Origin of the sequence: Actomonas spartinae (genome assembly GCF_051209155.1) — a bacterium.
GTDB lineage: Bacteria > Verrucomicrobiota > Verrucomicrobiia > Opitutales > Opitutaceae > Actomonas.
Window position 1 is genome coordinate 1,712,397 of sequence record NZ_JBPJGB010000001.1, and the last position, 21,792, is coordinate 1,734,188.

Consider the following 21,792-nt stretch of genomic DNA (forward strand, 5'->3'; position numbering starts at 1 on the left):
GGACCTGGCATGAGCGACGAAAATCAACACCTCTTTTCCGCCCGTCCCAGCCCGCGCCGCCGGGCCGAGACCGGGATCAACTGGATCTTCCGCCTCGCCACCTACGTGATCCTCGCGGCGGGTCTGGTCGTCTTCGGCGACATCATCATCAAGGGGTCGAAGACGGTCTTCCAGACGTCGTTTCCGTTCATCAACGTGCCGTTCCTCACCGAGGCGCCGAAGTCCCTCTACGTGTTCGAGTATCAGGGCCAGAAATATGAGTTGGCCGACGACGAATATCGGGAGTTTCGCGGTAACCTCGAAGCTCAGGCGGCGGCCAATGGTGAGACTGCGCCCGATCTGAATCCGAAAACCTACGTGTATTCGGCCGGCGGAATTTTCCCCAACATCGTCGGCACGATCCTGCTCGTTGTCGGGTCGATGACCATCGCGCTGGTGCTTGGTGTGGCCAGTGCCATTTATCTGAACGAGTATGCCAAGCAGGGACCGGTGGTGCGGGCCATTCGACTCGCCATCCTGAACCTGGCGGGCGTGCCTTCGATCGTGTTTGGCCTCTTCGGGTTCGGCATGTTTGTGATCTTCTTCGGTTGGAACGTCTCCCTCATGGCCGGTTGGTTCACGCTCGCCTTCATGGTGCTGCCGGTGGTGATCACGGCCTCCGAAGAGTCGCTCAAGGCGGTGCCCAAAGGCTTTCGGGAAGGCTCGCTCGCCCTCGGCGCGACCAAGTGGCAGACCATTCGCAAGGCGGTCCTGCCGTATGCGACGCCGGGCATCCTGACCTCTTCGATTCTGGGTATCGCCCGTGTGGCCGGCGAGACGGCGCCCATCATGTTCACCGCCGCCTACGTCATCCGTGACAAGCTGCCCTGGGAGGTGGAGCGGGTGATGGACTTCCTTTTCCAGGGTGTGATGGCGCTGCCGTATCACATCTACGTGGTGAGCTCGAAGATCCCGCAAAACGAGTATTCCGAGCGGGTGCAATACGGCACGGCCTTCGTCTTCCTCGCCATCGTCGCCCTCATCGCCACGACCTCGATTATTCTTCGCAACCGACTGCGTTCCCGCTACCGCTGGTAAGGGACGTGCTGCCAACGTCATGCCCACTCTCGTCACCACCATGGATTCACCGTCGTCCACTCCGACTTCCGCCCCGGCCGCCGCCGCTCAGGCGACCACGAAGCCGCCGGCAGCCGCCGATCGCACGATCATCGATATCAACAACGTTGATTTCTACTACGGTGAGTCGCAGGCCCTCTTCGACATCTCGCTGAAAGTGCCGGAGAAGAAGGTCACCGCTTTCATCGGCCCGTCGGGCTGCGGCAAGTCCACCCTCCTGCGCTGCCTCAACCGCATGAACGATCTCATCGACGGCGCCCGGGTCGCGAAAGGGGAGATCAAGATCCACGATATCGACATCTACCGCTCCGACGTCGACGTGATCGAGCTGCGCAAGCGCGTGGGGATGGTCTTCCAGAAATCCAACCCGTTTCCGAAATCGATCTACGAGAACATCACCTATGGCCTGCGCCTCCAGGGCGTGAACAACAAGGCCCACCTCGATGAGGTGGTGGAGCGCTCCCTGCGTGGTGCCGCTCTCTGGGATGAGGTGAAGGATCGCCTGCACACCAGCGGCCTCGGCCTTTCCGGCGGCCAGCAACAGCGCCTTTGCATTGCCCGCGCCATCGCGGTGGAGCCCGAGATTATCCTGATGGACGAGCCCTGCTCGGCGCTCGACCCGATCGCCACCGCGAAGGTCGAGGAACTGATTCACGAGCTGAAGTCCAAATTCACCATCGTGATCGTGACCCACAACATGCAGCAGGCCGCGCGCTGCTCCGATCGCACCGCGTTTTTCTACCTCGGCAAGTTGATCGAATATGCGGAAACGCAGACAATTTTCATGAATCCGGGCAACCCACAGACCGAAGCCTATGTCTCTGGTCGCTTTGGTTGATTGAACCCGTGGCCGATTCCGCCCGCTTCCACCTATGAAACGCTTTTTTGATTCCGAGCTCGAGACCTTCCGCTCCCAACTCGTCCTGATGGGCGAGATCGCTGTGCGCCAAGTGCGTCAGGCGGTCGAGGCCGTTGTGGAAGGCAATATCTCGCTGGCCGATCAGGTCACCGCCGCCGACGACGAGCTCGATCAACTCGAGATCAAAATCGACGAGGAGGCGGTGCGCTACATGAGCCTGCGCTCGCCGGTCGCGACCGAATTGCGCCTCGTGATTGTCGGCATGAAGGCCAGCCATGACCTCGAGCGAGTGGGGGATGAAGCCACCAACATTGCTCGCCGCGTCGCCAAACTCGCCGCGCACCCGCCGATCAAGCCTTACGTCGACCTGCCGCGCATGGGTCGCATCGCGGTGGAGATGTTGCGTGATGCGCTCGACTGTTTCCTGCAGGAGGACGAGGCCAAGGCCTTGGGGGTCTGCAAGCGCGATGCCGATGTGGATGCGATCAACAAGCAGCTCTATCGGGAGCTCACCAGCTACATGATCGAAGACCCGACGGTCACCAGCCGGGCCTTGGACCTGATGTTCATCTCCAAGTCGATCGAACGGATTGCCGACCACGCCTCCAACATTGCCGAGGAGATGATCTACCTGGCCAAGGGCCGGGACGTGCGCCACACCGAGGCGACGAAGAACACCCCGGAAGTCTGAGGTGCCCGGCCCCTTGGGAAACTCGCGATTTTGAGATAAAACTCTGCATTGACAGAGGCCCAAAGCGCGTCGAGTTTTCCGGCCCCTTTACGGCGACCATAGCTCAGTTGGTTAGAGCACTAGATTGTGATTCTAGGGGTCGCGGGTTCGAATCCCGTTGGTCGCCCCATTTTTTGGAAGCCGGATTGACGATTCACGAATTCGGCTAGGTCGGGGCAGGAGGATACCCGAGGGATTTGAACCCGCGAAGCGGGTTTGTGGAGGGCGGCGAAGCTGCCCGGAAGGGGCGTCGCGCAGCGACGATTCCGCGCCAGCGGAACAAGCCGCAGGCGCCGCCAATCCCGTTGGTCGCCCCATTTTTTGGAAGCCGGATTGACGATTCACGAATTCGGCCAGGTCGGGGCAGGAGGATACCCGAGGGATTTGAACCCGCGAAGCGGGTTTGTGGAGGGCGGCGAAGCTGGCCGGAAGGGGCGTCGCGCAGCGACGATTCCGCGCCAGCGGAACAAGCCGCAGGCGCCGCCAATCCCGTTGGTCGCCCCATTTTTTGGAAGCCGGATTGACGATTCACGAATTCGGCTAGGTCGGGGCAGGAGGATACCCGAGGGATTTGAACCCGCGAAGCGGGTTTGTGGAGGGCGGCGAAGCTGCCCGGAAGGGGCGTCGCGCAGCGACGATTCCGCGGCAACTGGATTGTCGGGCGGGCTTTACGCCCGATCGATCCGTAGGTTCAGGCGAGCGTGCGTCCCGCCTTCAAGCCGGCGGCGTAGGCTTCGAAGACCAGTTTGATTTCGTCCCGCACGCGGCGGAATTCCGCCATGATTTCTTCCTCGGTGCCGGTGGCGTGGGCCGGGTCGTCGAAGCCCCAGTGATACCGATCCACCTGACCCGGGTAGGTCGGGCAGGCTTGGTCGGCGTTGCCGCAGACGGTGATCACGGTGTGGATGTCGCGGTCGAGGAACTCATTCATGTGCTTCGAGCTGTGGCTCGAGATGTCGAGGCCGAGTTCAGCCAGCGCCGCAATGGCTTTGGGGTGGACGTAGCCCGCCGGATTCGAGCCGGCACTGTGCACCTCGACGAGGTCGCCGGCGGCGGCGCGCAAGAGGCCTTCGGCCATGTGACTACGGCAGGAGTTGCCGGTGCAGAGAATCAGAATGTTGGGTTTCATGAAGCGTAAGTGGGCAAAGCAATGTTTCAGGCGGCACGCGCCGCCCAGCGGCGGCGGAACCAGAAGGCCACGTGGACAAGGGCAATGAGGGCGGGGACTTCGACGAGCGGTCCGACCACGGCGGCCAAGGCGATCGCGGAGTCGACGCCGAAGACCGCGATGGCGACGGCGATGGCGAGTTCGAAGTTGTTGCCCGCCGAAGTGAACGCGACCGAGGTGGCCTGCTCGTAGGTCGCGCCGACCCGTCCGGCGAGGACGAAGCTCACGAGGAACATCGTGGCAAAATACACCAGCAGCGGCACCGCGATGCGCAGCACGTCGAGCGGCAGCTGCACGATGGTGTCCCCCTTGAAGGTGAACATCACCACGATGGTGAAGAGCAGGGCGCCGAGCGTGAGTGGGGAGATGCGCGGTAGAAAGGTCTTTTCATACCACGCCTCACCCTTGAGCGGCACCAGCACCACTCGACTGAGCGCGCCGGCCGCGAAGGGAATGCCGAGGTAGATCATGACGCTCTGAAAAATCTGCCCCATCGAAACCTCGACGATCGTGCTCTCCAAGCCGACCAGGGGCGGGAGCACCGTGAGGAAGAACCACGCGTAGAGGCCGTAGGTCAGGATTTGCGCGACGCTGTTGAGCGCGACCAGGGCGGCGGCGTATTCGCGGCTGCCGTCGGCGAGGTCATTCCAGACCAGGACCATGGCGATGCAGCGCGCGATGCCGACGAGGATGAGTCCCACCATGTAGCCGGGGTGGTCGCGCAGGAAGACCACGGCGAGACCCCACATGAGCAGCGGGCCGATAAACCAGTTGAGCACGAGCGAGAGGCTGAGCACCCGCGGGTTGCCGAACACCTGCGGGAGGCGACTGTAACGCACCTTGGCCAGCGGCGGATACATCATGAGGATGAGGCCGATCGCGATGGGCACGTTGGTCGTGCCGAGGGTGAGCGGGGCGAAAAACGCCTCGGCGTCGGTGATGAAAAAATGGCCGAGCAACACGCCCACAGCCATGGCGGCGAAGATCCAGACCGTGAGATAGCGGTCGAGGAAACTCATGTTCTTGGCGACGGCGTCGGACATGGCGGGGGTGAGGGAGACAGGGGGCGGATGAACAACGCTCAGCAGCAACCGGAGCCGGGCAGGCACACGTCCTTGGCGAGGCAATCGGTGTGTTTGTGGCCGAGCTGGATGACGAAGCGGTCGGCTTCCTGGCGGATCTCAGCCAGCTTGAGCTGCACCACATTGCAGGCCTCGTATTCGAGTTCCACCGGCAGGTTTTCGTCGCCGAGAATGGGCGCGGCGTGGGCGAAGGCTTTGAGCAGTTTGTCTGCGGTGATGCGGTGATCCTCATCGGGCCCGACCCAGGTCTGGAGCAAGCAGGTCACCTCGCGACGGACGGTGCCGCCGCAATCGACAAAGTCTTTCTGCACGCGACCCACTTCGGTCACATGGAAGTGTGGTTCGATGGCTTCACCGTCGGTCCAGATGACGGTGAGAGGAAGCTCGGGGGCGGCGCCGAGGGCGGCCTTGAGCTCGTGGATGGTGACGGCGGCGGAGGTGGTTTCGAGGGATGAGGAGGACATAAAGATGATGGTTGAAGGGTTCAGGAGCAGCAGGACGTGATCGCGTCGACATCGCAGGCCAACTTGCGACGACGTTTGAGATCGGCGGTGAAGAGGGGGTTCTCACGAGCGCAGTCCTGCAGGCAGGCGAGGTTTCGTTCGAGCTCGGGACTGCGCTCGGCCGGGATGGCGTGAACCATCCAGGTGCCGCGGCGCTCGGCGGTGACCAGGCCACGCTCTTTGAGGTAGGCGAGGTGCTTGGAGATTTTCACCTGCTTCTCGTCAAGAATCTCCTGAATGTGGCACACGCAAAGCGGGCCCTGCAGCAACAAGTTCAGGATGCGCAGACGGGTCTGGTCACAGAGGCATTGGTAGATTTCGACGAGCTGCATGGCGCCGCAACATTCCCATGATGGAATATAACGCAAGCGGAATATATTGTGCTGCCTTGGAAACTTGATCCGGTGGGGGAGCTGGACAGTGATAGGGCGTGCACCGGGTGCGGATTGTGACTTTCAATATTGCCCATGGGCGGGGTCTGAACCCGATCCAGGGGATCACGTCGGCGGAAAAGCTACGCCGCAATCTGCGCAAGATCGGTGATTTGCTGGCTCGCTTGGACGCCGATATTGTGGCCCTGCAGGAGATCGACCAGCGCTCGCGCTGGGCGGGCAACTTCGATCAGCTCGATTACCTCAGTCAGCACACCGGGCTGCCGTATTCGGTTTTCGGCGTGCACAACAAACGCGAGGGTTTGATCAATCTCGCTTACGGCAACGGTCTGCTTTCGCGCTACCCGATCATCGCGTCGGAGACGGTGAGTTTCGGCCAACGACAGATCGGCGAAAAGGGCTTCATTTTCGCCGAGGTCGATCTGCACGGCATGCGCCTGCCCATCGTAAACCTGCACCTCCACTATCGGTCGCGGAACCATCGTTTTCGGCAATTGGAACAGCTCTTGGACTTTCTGCGGGAGAAGCGCCGGGCACACGGCGGCGAATGGCCGGCCCTGCCCATCGTCTGCGGCGACTTCAACACGCCGGGCACCGCCTCCGATGTGACGGCGGCGCTCAATCGCCACCTCCAGGACCTGGGGCGTTACACCCTGCACCCGCGGCGCGGTCGCACCTTTCCATCGCCTTTGCCGGCGCGTTTGTTGGATTTTGTCTTTGTGCCGCCACGGGCGCGCGAGCCCCATTGCCACGTCGTGCGCTCGATGCTCTCCGATCACCGTCCCGTATTGGTCGAATTTGAGCTGAGCTGATCCGGTCCCAACCGGAAATAGGCTTTGCCCCCGGGAGGGGAATTTGCCGCGATGGAGGGCTCATGGATCGCATCGCCCAAGCTTTCGCCCGTGCCCAGGCCCAAAACCGCGCCGCCTTTGTGGCCTACCTCTGTGCGGGGGATCCGGATTTTGAGAGCTCGCTCGAAGCTTGCCGCGCCCTGTTGCGCAACGGCGTCGATGTGCTCGAGCTGGGGGTGCCGTTCTCCGATCCACTGGCCGACGGTCTCACCAACCAACTCGCGGCCCAGCGGGCGTTGGAAGGCGGCATGACGGCGGAGCGGGTGTTCGCGCTCGTGGCCAAGCTGCGGGAGGAGTTTCCCGAGACCCCGATCGTGTTCTACACCTATTACAACCTCGTCTTCTCCAACGGCGTTGAAGCTTACGTGCAACGGGCCAAGGAGGCTGGCCTCGATGGTTTGCTCACCCTCGACCTGCCGCCGGAGGAAGCGGACGAATTGTCGGCCGCCTGTGCTAAACTCCAGATGAAGACGGTGTTCATCGTGGCGCCGACGACGCCGGAAGCGCGCCTGCCGACCATCACAGCGGCGACGAGCGGATTCATTTACTACGTGTCGCGCGAAGGGGTGACGGGCGAGCGCGATACGGTGGCCGCCAACGTGCCGGATGCGGTCGCCGCGATCAAACGCCACACGGAGCTGCCGGTCGTGGTGGGTTTTGGTATTTCAAAGCGCGAGCACGTCGCCGAAGTCGCGGCGCACGCCGATGGCGTCGTGGTGGGCAGTGCCTTGGTGAACGTGATTCGTGACCGGGTGGATGCGCGCGCTGAGATTGGTCCGGCCATGGCGGCCAAGGTGACGGATCTGGTGGCCGGGGTGGGGCGCGGTTGACCAGTCGGAGCGTTTGAATTCCGGAATAACGCTTGAAGCGAACCGGTCGACCGGGCCTTTTGGACCCTCTCGAATGGAGCCGCGCAAGTTATTACTCATCGACGACGATCGCCTGCAGGCACGCATCGTTCAGCAACAGCTGAAGGCGTTCCGGGGCGAGGCCTACGACTTTGAGTGGGCGGCCACCTACGAGGAGGGACTGGAGCGTTTGCTCAGCGGCGAACACACGGCGTGCCTGCTGGATTTCCAGCTTGGGCCGCGCGACGGCTTGGAACTCATCCGCGAGGCCAAGGACCATGGCTGCGACGTGCCGATCATTTTTCTGACCGCCGAGTCCTCATCGGACATCGATATCGAAGCGATGAACGCGGGCGCGCTCGATTACCTGGTGAAGGGCGAGATCTCGGCCTCGATGTTGGAGCGTTCTCTGCGCTATGCACTGAAACTCAGCGAGACCCTGGCCGAGCTGAAACGTCTTGCCACCCACGATGCGCTCACCGGTCTGCTCAACCGTCGTGAGTTCAACCGTATGCTCGCCGAGGAGACGGAGCGGGCGAAGCGTTTTGGCCGCAGTTTCTCCCTCGTGCTGCTCGACCTCGATCACTTCAAGTCGATCAACGACCAACATGGTCACCCGGCGGGCGACGCGGTGCTGCGCGAGACGGCCCGGCGCCTGAGCGGCTTGATGCGCAAAGTCGACCGCTTGGCGCGATTTGGGGGCGAGGAACTCGCCGTGCTTTTGATCGAGCTCACCGCCGAAGAGGCCGCCGACACGGCCCAGCGGTTGGTCAGCGCGGTGCGCAAGCAGCCCTACGAAATCGACGAAGAGGGAAAGGCAATCGCCGTAACGACCAGCGCGGGCGTCGCGACGGTGCCGGATCATGCGACGACCGCCAAAGCGGTGATCGCGGCGGCCGACAAGGCACTCTATCGCGCGAAATCAGACGGGCGCGATCGCGTGGTCGTGGCGGGTTAGGCCGCGCTGGAGGTCGACGGTGTGGCGCGGGGCTCCACCGATTCGATCAGATCGTTGGCGTCGGCGCGGTCCGGGTCGTCCTGTTCCGGCATGGGGTAGGTTTGCACGAAGTCGGCGAAGTCGATGATCTCGAAACGGCCGTCGTCGTGTTCAACGATGGCGGTGAGGGACTCCACCCAGTCGCCGCTGTTGAGGTAGTGGACCCCGTCGTAGACCTTGTCGGCGGCGGTGTGAATGTGCCCGCACATGACGCCGATGCAGTCGCGACTGCGGGCGAGCTCGACGATGTGTTCCTCGAAATTGGACACGTGGTTGACGGCCTGTTTTACGCGTGCCTTCACCGCCTTGGAGAGGGAGTAATACTCCTTGCCGCGCCAAGCCCGCCAGTGGTTGTAGAGGCGGTTGATGCGCATGAGCAGCCGGTAGCCCCAGTCGCCCAGGTAGGCGAGGAACACAAAGTTCTTGGTCACCGTGTCGAAGACATCGCCGTGCAGCACGAAGTAGTTCCCCTTGGGCGTTTCGTGCACGTAGTCCTCCACGATCTGCAGGTTCTCAAAATCAAGGGGCAGGAACTTGGCGAGCACGTCGTCGTGGTTGCCGCGCAGGTAGATGACTTCGGTGTTCTTCTTCTCCAGTTTTTTGAGCACCAGCCGGATGAAGCGGGTGTGGCTCTTGGGCCAGTGGCCGGTTTTCTTCAGGCGCCAGCCATCGATGATGTCACCATTGAGGATGAGCTTCTCACAGCGCGTGTGTTTCAGGAAGTGATTCACCTCGCGCACCTTGCAGTCGTGTGTGCCCAAGTGCACATCTGAGATGATCACGGTCCTCACCCGTAGCGGTTTTGGTGTCATGGGTGAGCGCAGCGTAGCAGGTTTGAGGGGGGCTTGCCTAGGGGCACGGCGCTTTCGTCACGGTAACGTTACCTGTCGGCGGGAACCAAAACGCGCAGGCTCGACGGACGGACCTCCACGTCGATGACCGCGCCGGTTTCGTGAACTTCGCCGTCGGTGTGAATGGGGCCGGCGGCCGGACGGGTGATGGTGAAATGGGCGCCGGCCATGCGCGCGGCCTGCGGGCTGCCGTCGAGTTTCCCGCGGAAGAGGCGCCAGGCGAGCGGCAGCGCGTTGAGCGTCGAGACGTGCTTGAGCACGGTGAGGTTGAGCTGGCCGTCGTCGACCTGGGCGCCGGGCGCGATGAAGCAGTCGTTGCCGTATTGGTCGGAGTTGGCCACGGCCACGATGAAGGCGCTGGTTTCCAGTCGACCGGTGCCGTTCTCGATGGTGTAGGGCTGCGGTTCGTAGCCAAACCAGGCGCTCAGGCCGGTGCGCACGTAGGCAGGAAGGCCGCGACGGGTGAGGTGGTTGAAGCGGGAACTGATCTCGGCATCGAAGCCGATGCCCATGGCGTTGAAAAAGGCGTGGCCGTTGGCGCGGCCGGTATCGATCGTGCGAATACGGCCGTCCAGCAGGGTGCGGTAGGCGCCGCGACCGGGATCGGGGATGCCGAGGTGGCGGCCGAGGCCGTTGCCCGAACCGCAGGGGATGAGCCCCAGGGCGGCCGGCGAATCGACCAGGGCGGCGGCGACTTCGTTGAGGGTGCCGTCGCCGCCGATCGCGACCACGAGTTCGCAACCCTCGGCGATGGCGGCACGCGCGAGGTCGGTGGCGTGGCGCGGGCGCTCGGTGAGCGCGATCTGTGCATTCAGTTGGTGCTCGGCGATGAAGTCGCGGGTGCGCTGCAGGAGGTAGGGGTCACGGCGGTTGTGACCCGAATGGGGGTTGAAAATGAAGCGGGTCCGGGTTTGCCGGGGATCGAGCCGAGACGTCATGGCCTATGCGGAGGCGATCACACTCAGCAGGTCCCTCTCGAGTCCGTCAATCACCGCGTCCCACGGGATCGTCTCCGCGGTGGCGCGGGCGGCGATCCCTTGGCGAGCCCGGCCAGACGGATCGACGGCGATGGAACGGGCGATTTGTTGAAAATGATCCGTGTCGCCGAGTCGCGCGAGGCGCCCGTTCTGCTGATCGGCGATGTAGCGCGCCGCGGCGGCGTAATCAAACGCCACCACGGGCAGGCCGGAGGCCATGGCTTCGAGCACGACGTTGCCAAATGTCTCGGTGAGACTGGGGTAAAGAAACAGGTCGGCGGAGGCGTAGTGGTCGGCCATCTCATCGCGCGGGAGGAAGCCGGTGAAGTGGGCCCACGGATAGCGGCGCGTGAGCTTGGCGCGCTCGGGGCCGTCGCTGACGATGATGAACTTGGCGCGCGGATCGCGTTGCCGGATCGCTTCGTAGCAGGTGAAGAGCAGGTCGTAGTTCTTTTCGGCGGCAAGCCGGCTGACATGGATCACGACCAGATCGTCCGGTGCCGCGCCCCAGGTGGCCCGCAATTCAGTTGAGCGATGGGTCGGTGAAAACACGCGGGTGTTCACGCCGCGCGAGAGCAGTCGAACATCGCGGAAGCCGTCACGCGTGAGTTCGGCGTTGAGATCGGGTGACGGCGAAAGGGTGATGCGGGTGCGGTTGTGAAAGTGCCGCAAGTAGCCGAGCACCGGTCGCGCCGACCACGCGAAACCGTAGTGGGCGCTGTATTGGTGAAAGTTGGTGTGGAAGCTGGAGCTGACCGGAATGCGGAGCTTGTTGGCGGCCAGCAGGGCGGCGTAGCCCAAGGGTCCCTCGGTCGCGATGTGCACGAGGTCGGGACGCTTCAGCCGCCAAGCCTTCAGCAGGCGGCCGCGCACGGGCAGGCCGAAACGCAGGAAGGCGTAGCCGGGAATCGGCAGGCTGGGATGACGCACTTCGGGATAGATGTGCGGCGAGGGAGCGGCGGCTGCTTCATCGCGTTGGCGCGGTCGGTGCACGATGACATCGTGACCACGTTCGGTGAGTCCTTCGGCGACATGACCGAGGGTCATGGCGACACCGTTGATCTCCGGGGGAAAAGTTTCGGTGACGAGCGCGAGGTGCAAAACTGGGCTGGTTGCAACCGGTGCCGCAGGGCAGGGCGAGGTCAAAAGAAGCGACAGCGCGCGATATCACGCCCTTGTAACAATTGTTTGGGCACGCCCTACTGCTGCGCGATGAACGCCGCTCCCAATTGCCTCCATGTGCTCACCGGCCCCACGGCCGTCGGCAAGACCGAGCTGGCGCTGCGGTGGGCGGAAACCCGCGGCGCGGAGATCGTGTCCTGCGACTCGCTGCTGTTCTATCGGGGCATGGATCTGGGCACGGCGAAACCGACGCAGGAGGAACTGGAACGGGTGCCGCACCACCTGGTGGATATCTGTGAACCGCGCGAGCCGATGAACATCGCGCGCTACGTCGAACTCGCGCGCGCGGCGGTCGACGCGATCGTCGCGCGGGGCCGGGCGGTGTTGGTGACCGGGGGCAGCGGCTTTTACCTGAAGGCGTTTTTTGGTCCAGTGACCGATACCATCGAGGTGGCGCCGGAGCTGCGGGGAGAGATCGAGCGACGCTACGCGCGCGAGGGTTTGGCGCCGCTGGTGGCGGAGCTGCATGAACTCAATCCCGACGGTCTCGGAAATTTGGATACGGCCAACCCGCGTCGGGTGTTGCGGGCGTTGGAACGCTGCCGGACGAGCGGGCGCACCCTGGCGCAGGTGCAGGCGGACTTCGCCGCGCTACCCGGGCCGTTTGCGGATTTTGACGTGCGTTGCACGCGATTGGAGCGGGAGCCGGAGGCGCTCAACGAGCGCATCGCGCTGCGGATCAAACTGATGTTGGCCGACGGCCTGGTGGAGGAGGTTGCCCGCCTGCGGGAGGCCGGAATCGAAGAGAATCCCAGCGCGGCTGGTTCCATCGGGTATCGGGAAACTCTGGCGATGTTGCGCGGTGATCTGTCGGCGCATGACTTGGCCGATGAGATCGCGCGCAACACCCGGGCGCTGGTGAAGAAACAGCGCACGTGGTTTCGCACCCAGTTGCCGGCCCACCGCGAGGTCGATGCGGCGACGGTGACGGTCGACGAGTTGTTCGAAGCCTAGCGGGTTCGTTTACTCGGCCGCGTCGAGGTCGATGCCGTAGTGGTCGAGCGAGCTGCCCTCGAGGCGGGCGAGTTCGGCGAGGGCGATGCGCAGGTTGACGGCCGCCTGGATCTGGTTGACCCGGGCGGTGTCGAGATCCTCCTGGGCTTCCTGCACGCGGCGGAAGGTGGAGAGGCCGGCGTCGAAGCGGGCCTTTTCGAGGTCGAATTGGTCCTGGCTCAACTTGGTGGCGAGCTGGCTGATGTTGAAACTCTCACTGTTGGTCTCGACCGAGCGAATGGCGGCGCGCACGTCGACCATGATGCTTTGCTCGAGCTGGCGGAGACGGGTCTCTTCGCGGCTGAGCGTGGCGCGGGCCTGAGCGAGGCGGGCTTTCTCTTCCTTGAAGCCCCAGGGCACGTTGAGGGAGAGGCCGAGTTGCCAGGAGTAGCCGTCGCCCTCCCAGAGGTTGCTGGTGGCGTCGCTGGCGGAGCCCTCGTTGCTGTTGAGGCCGACGCCGGCGCTGAGATCGAGGGAAGGGCGGCGACCGTTGCGGGCGGTGTTTTCGTCGATGCGGAACTGTTCGACGGCGAGTGCGGCGGAGGCGTAGTCGGGCCGGTTGGCGCGGGCGAGGCGGTAGGACTCGGCAAAGGAGACGGTGGGAGTTGCGACCGGCTGCAGGGCCACCTCTCCGAGCGGGCGGTCGAGTTCGAACTGGGTGATGAGGTTCTTCAACGCGTCCTCCCGGTCCTTCACGGTTTGTTCAGCGAGGAGCACGTTACGGTTGGCGTTGGCCACGCCGACCTGCGCCTGCAGCACGTCAAGGTCGGTGGCGACGCCGGTTTCGCGCTTGGTCTGGTTCTCTTCCAGAAGGCCCTCGGCAACGGAGAGGCTGAACTGGCGCACGGCGAGTTGTTCGCGGGCGAAGACGAGGTTGTAGTAGGCGGCCTCCACGTTGCGGATGATGTCGAGGAGGGTGGATTCGAAATCGAGTCCGGCGCGCTCCAGGCCGAGTCGGGCGCGCTTGAGCGCGGCGCGGTTCACCTCGCTGCCGAAGCCGGCGAGCAGCGGTTGGGTGACGGTGAGGGAGACGTCGCTGGCGTAGACCGGATTGAGCAGGGAGAAGGTGGAGTTGGTTTCGCGGCGATTGAGGTTGGCGCCGACCTCGATGTTGGCGCCGGTCACGATCCGCTGGCGGGCGCCGGCGCGGATGGAGGTGTTCTCGCTGCGCGGACCCTCGGAGCTGACGCCGTCGAGCGTGCTGCTGGGTTGGGCCTGCTGGTTGAGGCTCTTGGTCGCGTTGACGAAGAACGACGGGTCGAAGTTGGCGTCGGCGATATCGACCGCGGCCGAGGCCGTCTCCTTGGAGTAGCGCTGGATTTCCACGGCGAAATTCTTTTCGAGCGCGCGCGCCACCGCTTCCTCGAGGGTGAGCACCGGCTCCTGCGCGAAGACGGGCGCGGAGAAACTTAAAGCGATGAGGCAAGCTGAGCGAAACAGTCGGGACATGATTAAAAGCGGAGAGTCTGCAGTGAATACACGGGACGCCGGCAAAAGTCGCGGGGTTTCAGCGTGTTGGTTCATTTTCTGATCAATTGGAGCGGTCGACCGCATGATTGCGAACGAAGTGATCACTTCGGTTCTGGCGACGGTTAAGCGGATGGACGGTTTGAAGCAGGGATGGGCGGGGCACGAAAAAGGCGCCCGCGGTGATGCGGGCGCCGGAAAGGGGATGGAAGCCTTGGCGGAGGCTTATTCCTCGAGATCGGCGTTGGCCTGACCACCGCTCAGCTCTTGGGTGAAGAGGTCGCGGATGACGGAGCTGGCGGTCGTGTTGCTGTTGGCGGCGGCCACCTGCTCACGCATCTCGGCGTAGCGGGGATTGCTGGCGTCGAGCACCGGGAGGGTCTTGGCCGCGGCGTAGGTGATCAGCCCCTCGTTGTTGGTCATGACCATTTGGGAGACTTGTCCGGCTTCGAGGTTCTGCATGGCCGAACCGACGGAGAAGGGGAAGTCTTCGGGACGATCCATCGCGGTGAAGTTCTCAAAGGAGGAGGTGGTGATGGTGGCGCCGTCGGTGTTGTCCAAGCTGGCGACGGCGTCGGCGAAGGAAGAACCGGCGGCGAGTTTGCTTTGCAGCGAGGCACGGAGTTGGCGACCGAGCTCGGCGAAGCGCTCGCGTTTTTCAGCGGCGACGAAGTCGGTGCGCACGCGCTCAACCACGGTCTCGAATGCGGACGGGGCGGGTTCGATGCGTTCTTCGAAAATCATGACCACGGCACCGGCGGCGGTGGGCATGGCGTCGGACAAGGGACGGTCGCTGGTGAGTTGGAAGGCGGCGGCGGCGGCTTGGGCCGAACCACCAAGGAAGGCCGGCGGGGCATTGCGGGCGAAGGGAGGCGCGGTGCGCAGGACTTCGCCCTTTTCGGCGACGAATGCGCCGAGGGCCGCGCCGGTAAGCTTGGAGTCGAAAATCTCAACGCTCATGTCGGCGGCAGCGGACTGGGCGAGACGGCGAGCCCGATCGTAGCGGAGGGCCGCGGAGACTTGATCGCGCACGGCGAGGAAGTCGGCGTCGAGGGTGTCGGCGCCCACGACCGGGGCTTCGCCTTCGGTCGCGGTCTCGGGCTTGGGGAAGCGCGCGGGGTTGGATTCGTAGAACGCGCGAATCTCGTCGTCGGTGAGCTGCACCTGCGCGAGGTAGCGGGTGGCGGGAAACTCCACGTAGTTCACGCGGACCATGGCCGGCGTTTCGTAGCGGAACGCGTTGTTCTCAAAATAGGTGCGGAGTTGCTCGTCGGTGGGCTCGATCGTCGGCGCGTAGGTCGCGTAGTCGACCTTGGCGATTTCGACCGACCAGGTGGTGTCGGTGCGCTCCAACTGGAAGGCGACTTCGCTGTCGTCGACGTAGCCGGGACCGCTGAGGAGATCACCGACCCGGCGGACGAGGAAGTCGCCGACGAGGACGCGCTTGATGTCGGCCTCGGTGTAGCGACCGCCGGACTTGAGGTTGGCGCGGAAGTCGGCGTAGGCCTGCGGGTCGAACTCACCGGTCGGGCCGGCGAAGATGCGGACCGCGCGGATGGACTCTTCGAGCTCGGCTTCGCTCGGTTCGGGGAGGTTGAGTTCCCGGGCGAGGTGGAGGCTGGTGTAGCGGAACAGGGCAAATTCCTGGATCTGCGCCTGGGCAAACTGCATCGAGCCGGACTGCAGCATCATGCTGAGGGTGGCATCGTTGTAGAGCGCGGCCTGCCCTTCGGGCGAGGCGAGGTTGAGATCGAAGAAGGTGCGGGCCTGCGCGCGCTGGTCGCCTCGACCGATGCCCGGAGCGGCACCGATGGTGAAGACGAAGGAGACGATGAGGACCGCCAACAGCACCAGAAAGATGACGCGGAAGTGACGTTGGAACGTGATCTGAATCCAGGAAATCATGGGGAGAAACGAGCGAAGCTAGGTTGGCGCCCATGGGTGTCAACCGGGGAGTGGCGGGGGTCGGGCGGTGGCGATCAGGCCGAGGCGGACGGGGTGTCGGCCGCGGCTTCGTTTGCCGCCGGGAGGGGGAATTGCTCGAACAATTGGTCGAGCGGGGTTTGGAAAAGTTGGGACTGGGTGAGCTCGCGAGTGGCCCGGTGGTAATTGACCAGCAAGGGATCCGCGTCGACGAGGTCGGGGCCGGCGGGATCTTCGCCGAGGTCGTCGTCGCGGTGTTTGAAGTGGGCCAGGGTCGTGCGGCCGAGCGGGCGGGCGGGCATGTAGCGATCGTCGACCGCCGCTTGGCCGTCGGGCGACGGGATGGGGGTGAGCAGTTGCATGCGCACGAGGCGATTGAGGCACTCGTTGAGGAGCTGGTCGGGCACGCCGATGATGTCGCCGAGTTGGGAGGCGGTGGGCGGTTCCTGGCAGGAATGGAAACGGCGACAGACGGTGAGCAGCACGACGAGCGATAGGCGCTCGCGCATCGATTCGGCGAGGGTGTGCCAGGCGGCCTGCGAGTTGCGGAAACGGGCGTTTTGGACGGCGTAGCTGACCTGTCCACCGAGCAGCACGAAGAGCCAGAAAATGTAGAGGCCGAACATCAGCACGATCGGAATGGCGAGGGAGCCATACAGCGCGCGGGAGATGAGGACGTTGCGGATGTAGAGGAAGGCGAGGTAGTTGTTGGCGATGAGCAACAGGCCGACGATGAAGGCGCCGATCGCGGCCGCGCCCCAGTTGACGTGGGTGTTCGGGATCGCGCGGTAAAAGACCGTGAGCACGACCACCAGGGTGATGAACGACAGCAGCGGCAGGAAATACTGCATGAGCGCGACCAACTGCGGTCCGAAAGGCAGGTTTTCGGCAAAGGCATTGGTGAAGGCGCCGCCCGCCAAGCCGGTGAGGGCGGCGAAGAACAACACGGCGCCCAGCGTGATCACCATCCAGTAGAAAGCGATGCGCATGATCCAGGCGCGCCCGCGGCGCACGCCCCAGATGTCGTTGAAGGCGCTCTCAATGGAGGTGAAAAGCTGCAGCACGATGATGATGAGCGTGACTGCGCCGACCGCGCCGACCGCGCCATTGCGCGAACTGGAGACGAAGCCGTTGATGAAGTCGACCAACTCGGGGCGGACTTCGATGGGGGCGTTGGAAATGTTGGCCTTGGCGTCGATCTCGGCGCCGGTTTCGCCGTTGGTGGCGGCATCGGCGGCCGCAGCGAGATCGTATTGATCGATCTGGGGCGCGACGAAACGCAGCACGCGGTTGAGCGTGTTCACCGCGAGGTCGGGGTCCTCGTCGTTGAGCATGAATCCCGCGACCATCATGGTCAGCGCGACCAAGGGGCCGATACCGATGAGCGAGCTGAAACTCAGCGCCGCGGCGCGGCTGACAGCGCGATTTTCCTGCACCCCGGAGAGTGTGATCGAAACCACCCGCAGGAAGGCATGCAGGCGCCCGCGGGTGTTGGTCTTACGCAACGAATCGGCGGACCAGATGTCGACTTTCACCAGGCGGGCAAATGTCGCCGACTGACGTTTGGCCCAGTCGAGGAGGGAGTTGCCGTTGGAGGAAGCAGACACGGGGGGCGAGGAGCCCGTGGGCTCAGGAATTCAACACCGCCCAGGCGAACGCGCTCATGCCGCCGATGCCGACGACGGCGGTTAGGACCACGGCGAAAAGGTTGGTGAAGATCGTCGAGAAGTAGATGCCGACGCAGCCGAGCGCGGCGTAGAGGGCCGTCTGCGGTTCACCTTGCGCGTAGAAGAAAAGCCCGAGGAAGCCGGCGCCGAGCGCGGCGCGGAAACGGATGAAGGGGTAGAGGGCGACAGCCTGCAGCAGCATCAGGAGAAAGAGCAGGAGATCGACGGCACCGAGGATGGCGAAGGGTTGCGAGAGCAGCTTGGGGTAGTTGCCGGCCACGATGGTGTCGATGGATGGCGCGATGAGGGCGAGGCCGCTGATGAGCAGGATTGCGGTGTTGGCAAACATGCCAAGGCGGGCGGCGCGGGCGAGGGCCTCGCGCGGATCGGCCTTGTCCTTGGTGTCGGCGGAGCGACCTTCGGCGGCAGCCAACATGTCGGTCACCTCGATGGGCGGCATGCTTTCCGTCGAGTTGTTGAGCGACTGGACCTGATCCTTGGGCCGGACCTTGAGCTTTTGTTTCTGCGGAAACAATTGAGCCATGAGCTCGGTGTCGGAACCCACGCTGACCCACTTCTCCTTCTCGGTGTCGTAGTAGACGGTTTCCTGAGTGACCTGACCGTTTTCCGCCAACGAGGAGAGTTGCTCGAGGTTGAACGGGCCTCGTGCCTCGGTGTCGGACGCGTTGCGGATATAATACTCCTGCGGGGCCATTGGCGGGACGGTGTTTCAGGCGGAGGGGCTCCGCAAGGCTGTTTTGGCGAAGCGCTTCGGGAGGAGCGCGAGCGGTTTTACATCCGTTTTAGCGTGCGCAGGCCGAGGAGGTGCAGGCCGGTTTCCAGCAGCAGGAGGGTGCGGGCGCAAAGGCGCAGGCGGCGGGCGCGGAGGTTGGGCTCCTCGACCGCGACCTTGTCGGCGTTGTAGAACGCGCTGAAATCCCCGGCGAGTTCGTAGAGGTAGAGGCAGAGCACGTGCGGTCGCAGCGGCCCCACGGCGGCGCGCAGGGCCTCGGGGAACTTGGCGAGCTTGCGGGCGAGGGCGAGCTCGGTCGGGGTCTCGAGCGCGTCGGCGGCCGCGTGGGCGCTGGCGTCGGTCGGTTCGAGTTCGAGCTTGCGGAAGATGGAATGAATGCGCGCGACGGCGTAGAGCAGGTAGGCGGCGGTGTTGCCCTCCAGGGAGATCATCTTGTCCCAGGAGAAGACGTAATCGGAGGAACGGTTTTGGCAGAGGTCGGCGTATTGGACCGAACCCACCCCCACGATGGCGGCGACTGCGGCCTGTTCGTCGGCGGGCAGGTGGGTGCTCTTCTCCGCGACGAGTCGAGCGGCGCGCTCGGTGGCCTCGTGGAGCAGGTCGCGCAGCTTGATGTTTTCGCCGGAGCGGGTTTTGAGCGGCTTGTTGTTTTCGCCCAGCACGGTGCCAAAGGAGGTGTGCTCGAGGCGGGGGAGTTTGCGGTTGGTCTTCTCGAACCACTTTTTCGCGGTGAGGAAGAGTTGTTCGCAGTGGTCGCCTTGGCGGGAGTCGATCACGTAGATCGAGGCGTCGGCGCCGAGGTGCTCGGTGCGGTAGAGAATCGTGGCGAGGTCGGTCGAGGCGTAGTTGGCGGCGCCGTCGCTCTTGCGCACGAGGAAGGGTTGCTTGGCGAAACGAGGGTGCTCCGGATGGAAGACCACGAGCGCGCCTTCGCTGATTTCGGCGAGACCGAGGTCGCTCAGCTCCTGGTAGACCTGGCTGACCTTGTCGTTGTAGAAGCTCTCGCCGAGGGTGAGATCGAAGTGGATACCGAGTTGATCGTAGATCTTCTGGAAGGCTTCGAGGGACACCTCGTTGATGCGCTTCCAGATCGCGAGGTTCTCTTCATTGCCGCCCTGCAGCTTGACGAGTTCCTGGCGGGCTTCCTCCAACACGGCCTCATCCTCGTCGGCCGCCTTGTTGCCGACCTTGTAGAGGCGTTCAAATTCCTCCAGCGGGTCGTTCGCCAAGGCGTCGGTATCGAGGTGGCGTTTGTAGGCCCAGATGAGTTTACCGAAGCCGGTGCCCCAGTCGCCGATGTGATTGTCGCGGGTGACCTTGGCCCCGGCGAAGTCGAGCAAGCGGCAGATGGCTTCGCCGATCACGGCCGAACGCAGGTGACCCACGTGCATCTGTTTGGCGGTGTTGGGCGAGCTGTAATCGACGATAAAGGTCTGGCCGGCCTCGCTTTGCGTGGCGCGGGCGCCTGCCCGCAGGGCGGCCTCATCAGCAAAGGAGTCGAGCCAAGCGTCGAGGGCGGCGGGTTTGAGGGTGAAATTAAGAAAGCCCGGGCCGGCGATCGCCACCTCGAAGGATTCGCTCACCTCGGCCGGGAGCGTTTTCACCACCTGCTCAGCCAAGGCGCGCGGGTTTTGCTGCGTGCGCTTGGCGTAGGGCAGCACGCCATTGGCTTGAAAATCGCCATGGCGGGGATCGGCCGTGCGAACTTCCGGTGCGAAGAGACTCAGGTCGAGTCCCAGGCTACCGGCTGCACTGTTGAGCGCGCCCTCAATCGAAGTGGCGAAGTTGAACGAGACGGACATAACTCTCACTCAACTGAGGCGTGGGCGGGCGCGGCAAGCGCCGATTTGGCACCCTTTTTCGGCCTAATTCGGCTACTTTCAGCACCGACTTGGCTTGTCTAAGTGTTTGGGGGCGAGGGGGAAAGTATCTATGCCGGGCTATTAGCAGCCGTAATTTTGACTCGACAACCTAGGTTTTTTTTGCCTAACCTTGTCGGTTTACGGCCAGACAGGTCCTTCGAGTTATTAACCACCACACATGACGAAACGCACTCTGCCTCCACGCAGGTTCATCAAGCCCACGTTTGAGTTTCTGATCGAAAAGAAGCGCGACGGCGGCGAATTCACGCAAGAAGAAATCCGCTACATCATCGATAGCACCCTCGACGGGGATTTGCCGGAGCACCAGCTCTCGGCGCTGTTGATGGCGATCTATTTCCAGCAGATGTCCGCCCAGGAAACGGCGGAGCTGACCGAGGAGATGATGCTTTCCGGCGAAGTGATCGACCTTTCGCACATCGCCAAGCCGAAGATCGACAAATACTCCACCGGCGGCGTCGGCGACAAAACGTCGCTCGTGCTCGTGCCCCTGGCCATGGCCTCGGGGGTGGTGGTTCCGATGATGTGCGGCAATGAGCACGATTACATCATCAACACGCTCACCAAGCTGAGCGCGGTTCCGGGCTTCAAGTCCGAGCTTTCGATCGACGACTTCGTGAAGCAGCTCGGCAAGATCGGCGGCGCCATTGTCAAACAGGACAAGGACCTCGCTCCGGCCGACGCCAAGTTCCACGACATGCGCAAGGCCACGGGCACGATCCCGAGCCTTCCGCTCATCACCGGCTCGGTCCTTTCCAAGAAGCTCGCGGAAGGCTCCGAAGGCCTCGTGATCGACGTGAAGTGGGGCAACGGCTCCTTCATCAAGGACCTCGAGCAGGCCAAGCAGCTCGCGCGCTCCATGACCCGCGTGGGTCGTTCGATGAAGCGTCGCTGCGTCGCCCTCGTGACCGACATGAACCAGCCGCTTGGCGACACCGTCGGCACCGGCCTCGAGCTCAAGGAAGCCATCCAGTTGCTCAAGGGCGAGGGCCCCGAAGATTTGCAGGAGCTCGTGCTCAAGCTCGGCATGGAGATCGTGCGTCTCGCCGGCGTCGCGGGGTCGACCCTCTCCGCCAAGCAGACCGTGCAGCGCCACCTCACCGATGGTTCCGCGCTCGAGAAGCTCAAGGACCTCGTTGGCGCTCAGGGCGGCGACACCTCCTTCATCGACAACCCGGACAAGTTCCCGGAGGCGAAACACATTCGCAAGCTGCCGGCCCCCAAGCGTGGTTACGTGCACACCATCAACGCGGCGATGATCGCGCGCGGCGTGCACCTGCTCGGCGCCGGCAAGACCGGGCCGAAGGCGAAGATCGACTACGCCGTCGGCGTCTCCGAAATCAAGAAGGTCGGCACCCAGGTCAAACAGGGTGAGCCGCTCATGATGATCCATTACAACGACGAGGCGAAGCTCGAGCAGGCGCTCGAATACTTCAAGAACGCCTACCGTCTTGCGCCGAAGCGTCCGACTCCGCCGCCCTTGGTGGTCGAGCGCGTCGCCTGAGCGCGGTCGAGCATTCGAATCGCAATCCTTTCGAAGGCCGGTGCATTT

The 21,792-nt window shown here is 63.6% G+C and carries 20 protein-coding genes and 1 tRNA gene; 9 read left to right on the plus strand and 12 right to left on the minus strand.

From position 1 onward, the window contains the following. Positions 1 to 9 precede the first annotated feature (9 nt). The 4 genes from pstA (at position 10) to AC0MRV_RS06940 (ending at position 2,835) form a co-directional block, all read left to right on the plus strand. Complete coding sequence (gene pstA, locus AC0MRV_RS06925; RefSeq protein WP_472763712.1) at positions 10 to 1,077, plus strand: phosphate ABC transporter permease PstA; 1,068 nt, start codon at positions 10 to 12, stop codon at positions 1,075 to 1,077. A 19-nt stretch (positions 1,078 to 1,096) separates the two neighbouring features. Next, entirely contained in the window at positions 1,097 to 1,954 is an 858-nt protein-coding gene (gene pstB, locus AC0MRV_RS06930; protein WP_472763713.1) for a phosphate ABC transporter ATP-binding protein PstB, read from the plus strand. Between the two features lie 34 nt (positions 1,955 to 1,988). Then, positions 1,989 to 2,666 carry a phosphate signaling complex protein PhoU gene (gene phoU, locus AC0MRV_RS06935; RefSeq protein WP_472763714.1) on the plus strand — a complete coding sequence of 226 codons (678 nt, stop codon included), beginning with the start codon at positions 1,989 to 1,991 and terminating at the stop codon, positions 2,664 to 2,666. A 92-nt stretch (positions 2,667 to 2,758) separates the two neighbouring features. After that, positions 2,759 to 2,835, plus strand: a tRNA-His gene (locus AC0MRV_RS06940). Between the two features lie 561 nt (positions 2,836 to 3,396). Here the strand turns inward: AC0MRV_RS06940 and AC0MRV_RS06945 are convergent. From AC0MRV_RS06945 to AC0MRV_RS06960, 4 genes are read right to left on the minus strand one after another with little or no spacing between them, the layout of a single operon-like run. Then, a complete protein-coding gene (locus AC0MRV_RS06945; protein ID WP_472763715.1) occupies positions 3,397 to 3,834 on the minus strand; it encodes an arsenate reductase ArsC in 438 nt (145 codons plus the stop codon). A 26-nt stretch (positions 3,835 to 3,860) separates the two neighbouring features. Then, positions 3,861 to 4,916: an ACR3 family arsenite efflux transporter gene (gene arsB / locus AC0MRV_RS06950; protein WP_472763716.1), complete on the minus strand. Its 1,056-nt coding sequence runs from the start codon at positions 4,914 to 4,916 to the stop codon at positions 3,861 to 3,863. Between the two features lie 38 nt (positions 4,917 to 4,954). Continuing rightward, positions 4,955 to 5,419, minus strand: coding sequence for a DUF6428 family protein (locus AC0MRV_RS06955; protein ID WP_472763717.1), 465 nt, complete (start codon positions 5,417 to 5,419; stop codon positions 4,955 to 4,957). A 20-nt stretch (positions 5,420 to 5,439) separates the two neighbouring features. Then, positions 5,440 to 5,790 (minus strand): ArsR/SmtB family transcription factor, encoded by a 351-nt coding sequence (locus AC0MRV_RS06960; protein WP_472763718.1) that lies wholly within the window; start codon positions 5,788 to 5,790, stop codon positions 5,440 to 5,442. 116 nt (positions 5,791 to 5,906) lie between these two features. On the opposite strand from AC0MRV_RS06960, the gene AC0MRV_RS06965 reads away from it, so the two are divergent. From AC0MRV_RS06965 to AC0MRV_RS06975, 3 genes are all read left to right on the plus strand, one after another. Then, positions 5,907 to 6,662, plus strand: coding sequence for an endonuclease/exonuclease/phosphatase family protein (locus tag AC0MRV_RS06965; RefSeq protein WP_472763719.1), 756 nt, complete (start codon positions 5,907 to 5,909; stop codon positions 6,660 to 6,662). A gap of 62 nt (positions 6,663 to 6,724) precedes the next feature. After that, positions 6,725 to 7,531, plus strand: coding sequence for a tryptophan synthase subunit alpha (gene trpA / locus AC0MRV_RS06970; RefSeq protein WP_472763720.1), 807 nt, complete (start codon positions 6,725 to 6,727; stop codon positions 7,529 to 7,531). Positions 7,532 to 7,604: 73 nt separating this feature from the next. Beyond that, a complete protein-coding gene (locus tag AC0MRV_RS06975) occupies positions 7,605 to 8,507 on the plus strand; it encodes a GGDEF domain-containing response regulator (RefSeq protein ID WP_472763721.1) in 903 nt (300 codons plus the stop codon). On the opposite strand, the gene AC0MRV_RS06980 is transcribed toward AC0MRV_RS06975, so the two are convergent. From AC0MRV_RS06980 to AC0MRV_RS06990, 3 genes are all read right to left on the minus strand, one after another. Then, positions 8,504 to 9,328 carry a UDP-2,3-diacylglucosamine diphosphatase gene (locus AC0MRV_RS06980; protein ID WP_472763722.1) on the minus strand — a complete coding sequence of 275 codons (825 nt, stop codon included), beginning with the start codon at positions 9,326 to 9,328 and terminating at the stop codon, positions 8,504 to 8,506. The genes AC0MRV_RS06975 and AC0MRV_RS06980 overlap by 4 nt on opposite strands. A gap of 98 nt (positions 9,329 to 9,426) precedes the next feature. After that, entirely contained in the window at positions 9,427 to 10,335 is a 909-nt protein-coding gene (locus tag AC0MRV_RS06985; RefSeq protein WP_472763723.1) for a diacylglycerol/lipid kinase family protein, read from the minus strand. A gap of 3 nt (positions 10,336 to 10,338) precedes the next feature. Beyond that, on the minus strand, positions 10,339 to 11,475 hold the full coding sequence (locus AC0MRV_RS06990; protein WP_472763724.1) for a glycosyltransferase family 4 protein: 1,137 nt from the start codon (positions 11,473 to 11,475) through the stop codon (positions 10,339 to 10,341). 111 nt (positions 11,476 to 11,586) lie between these two features. Between AC0MRV_RS06990 and miaA the strand changes: the two genes are divergently transcribed. Beyond that, positions 11,587 to 12,510 carry a tRNA (adenosine(37)-N6)-dimethylallyltransferase MiaA gene (gene miaA / locus AC0MRV_RS06995; protein ID WP_472763725.1) on the plus strand — a complete coding sequence of 308 codons (924 nt, stop codon included), beginning with the start codon at positions 11,587 to 11,589 and terminating at the stop codon, positions 12,508 to 12,510. Between the two features lie 9 nt (positions 12,511 to 12,519). On the opposite strand, the gene AC0MRV_RS07000 is transcribed toward miaA, so the two are convergent. The 5 genes from AC0MRV_RS07000 to argS all read right to left on the minus strand — a co-directional run bounded on the left by AC0MRV_RS07000 (position 12,520) and on the right by argS (position 20,162). Beyond that, positions 12,520 to 13,998 (minus strand): TolC family protein, encoded by a 1,479-nt coding sequence (locus AC0MRV_RS07000; RefSeq protein ID WP_472763726.1) that lies wholly within the window; start codon positions 13,996 to 13,998, stop codon positions 12,520 to 12,522. A gap of 243 nt (positions 13,999 to 14,241) precedes the next feature. Further along, positions 14,242 to 15,921, minus strand: coding sequence for a hypothetical protein (locus tag AC0MRV_RS07005; protein WP_472763727.1), 1,680 nt, complete (start codon positions 15,919 to 15,921; stop codon positions 14,242 to 14,244). 74 nt (positions 15,922 to 15,995) lie between these two features. Then, complete coding sequence (locus AC0MRV_RS07010) at positions 15,996 to 17,546, minus strand: YihY/virulence factor BrkB family protein (RefSeq protein ID WP_472763728.1); 1,551 nt, start codon at positions 17,544 to 17,546, stop codon at positions 15,996 to 15,998. A gap of 22 nt (positions 17,547 to 17,568) precedes the next feature. Further along, positions 17,569 to 18,321: a hypothetical protein gene (locus AC0MRV_RS07015; protein ID WP_472763729.1), complete on the minus strand. Its 753-nt coding sequence runs from the start codon at positions 18,319 to 18,321 to the stop codon at positions 17,569 to 17,571. 77 nt (positions 18,322 to 18,398) lie between these two features. Continuing rightward, positions 18,399 to 20,162 carry an arginine--tRNA ligase gene (argS, locus tag AC0MRV_RS07020; RefSeq protein WP_472763730.1) on the minus strand — a complete coding sequence of 588 codons (1,764 nt, stop codon included), beginning with the start codon at positions 20,160 to 20,162 and terminating at the stop codon, positions 18,399 to 18,401. A 238-nt stretch (positions 20,163 to 20,400) separates the two neighbouring features. Between argS and AC0MRV_RS07025 the strand changes: the two genes are divergently transcribed. Next, on the plus strand, positions 20,401 to 21,744 hold the full coding sequence (locus AC0MRV_RS07025) for a thymidine phosphorylase (protein WP_472763731.1): 1,344 nt from the start codon (positions 20,401 to 20,403) through the stop codon (positions 21,742 to 21,744). The last annotated feature ends 48 nt before the right edge of the window (positions 21,745 to 21,792 follow it).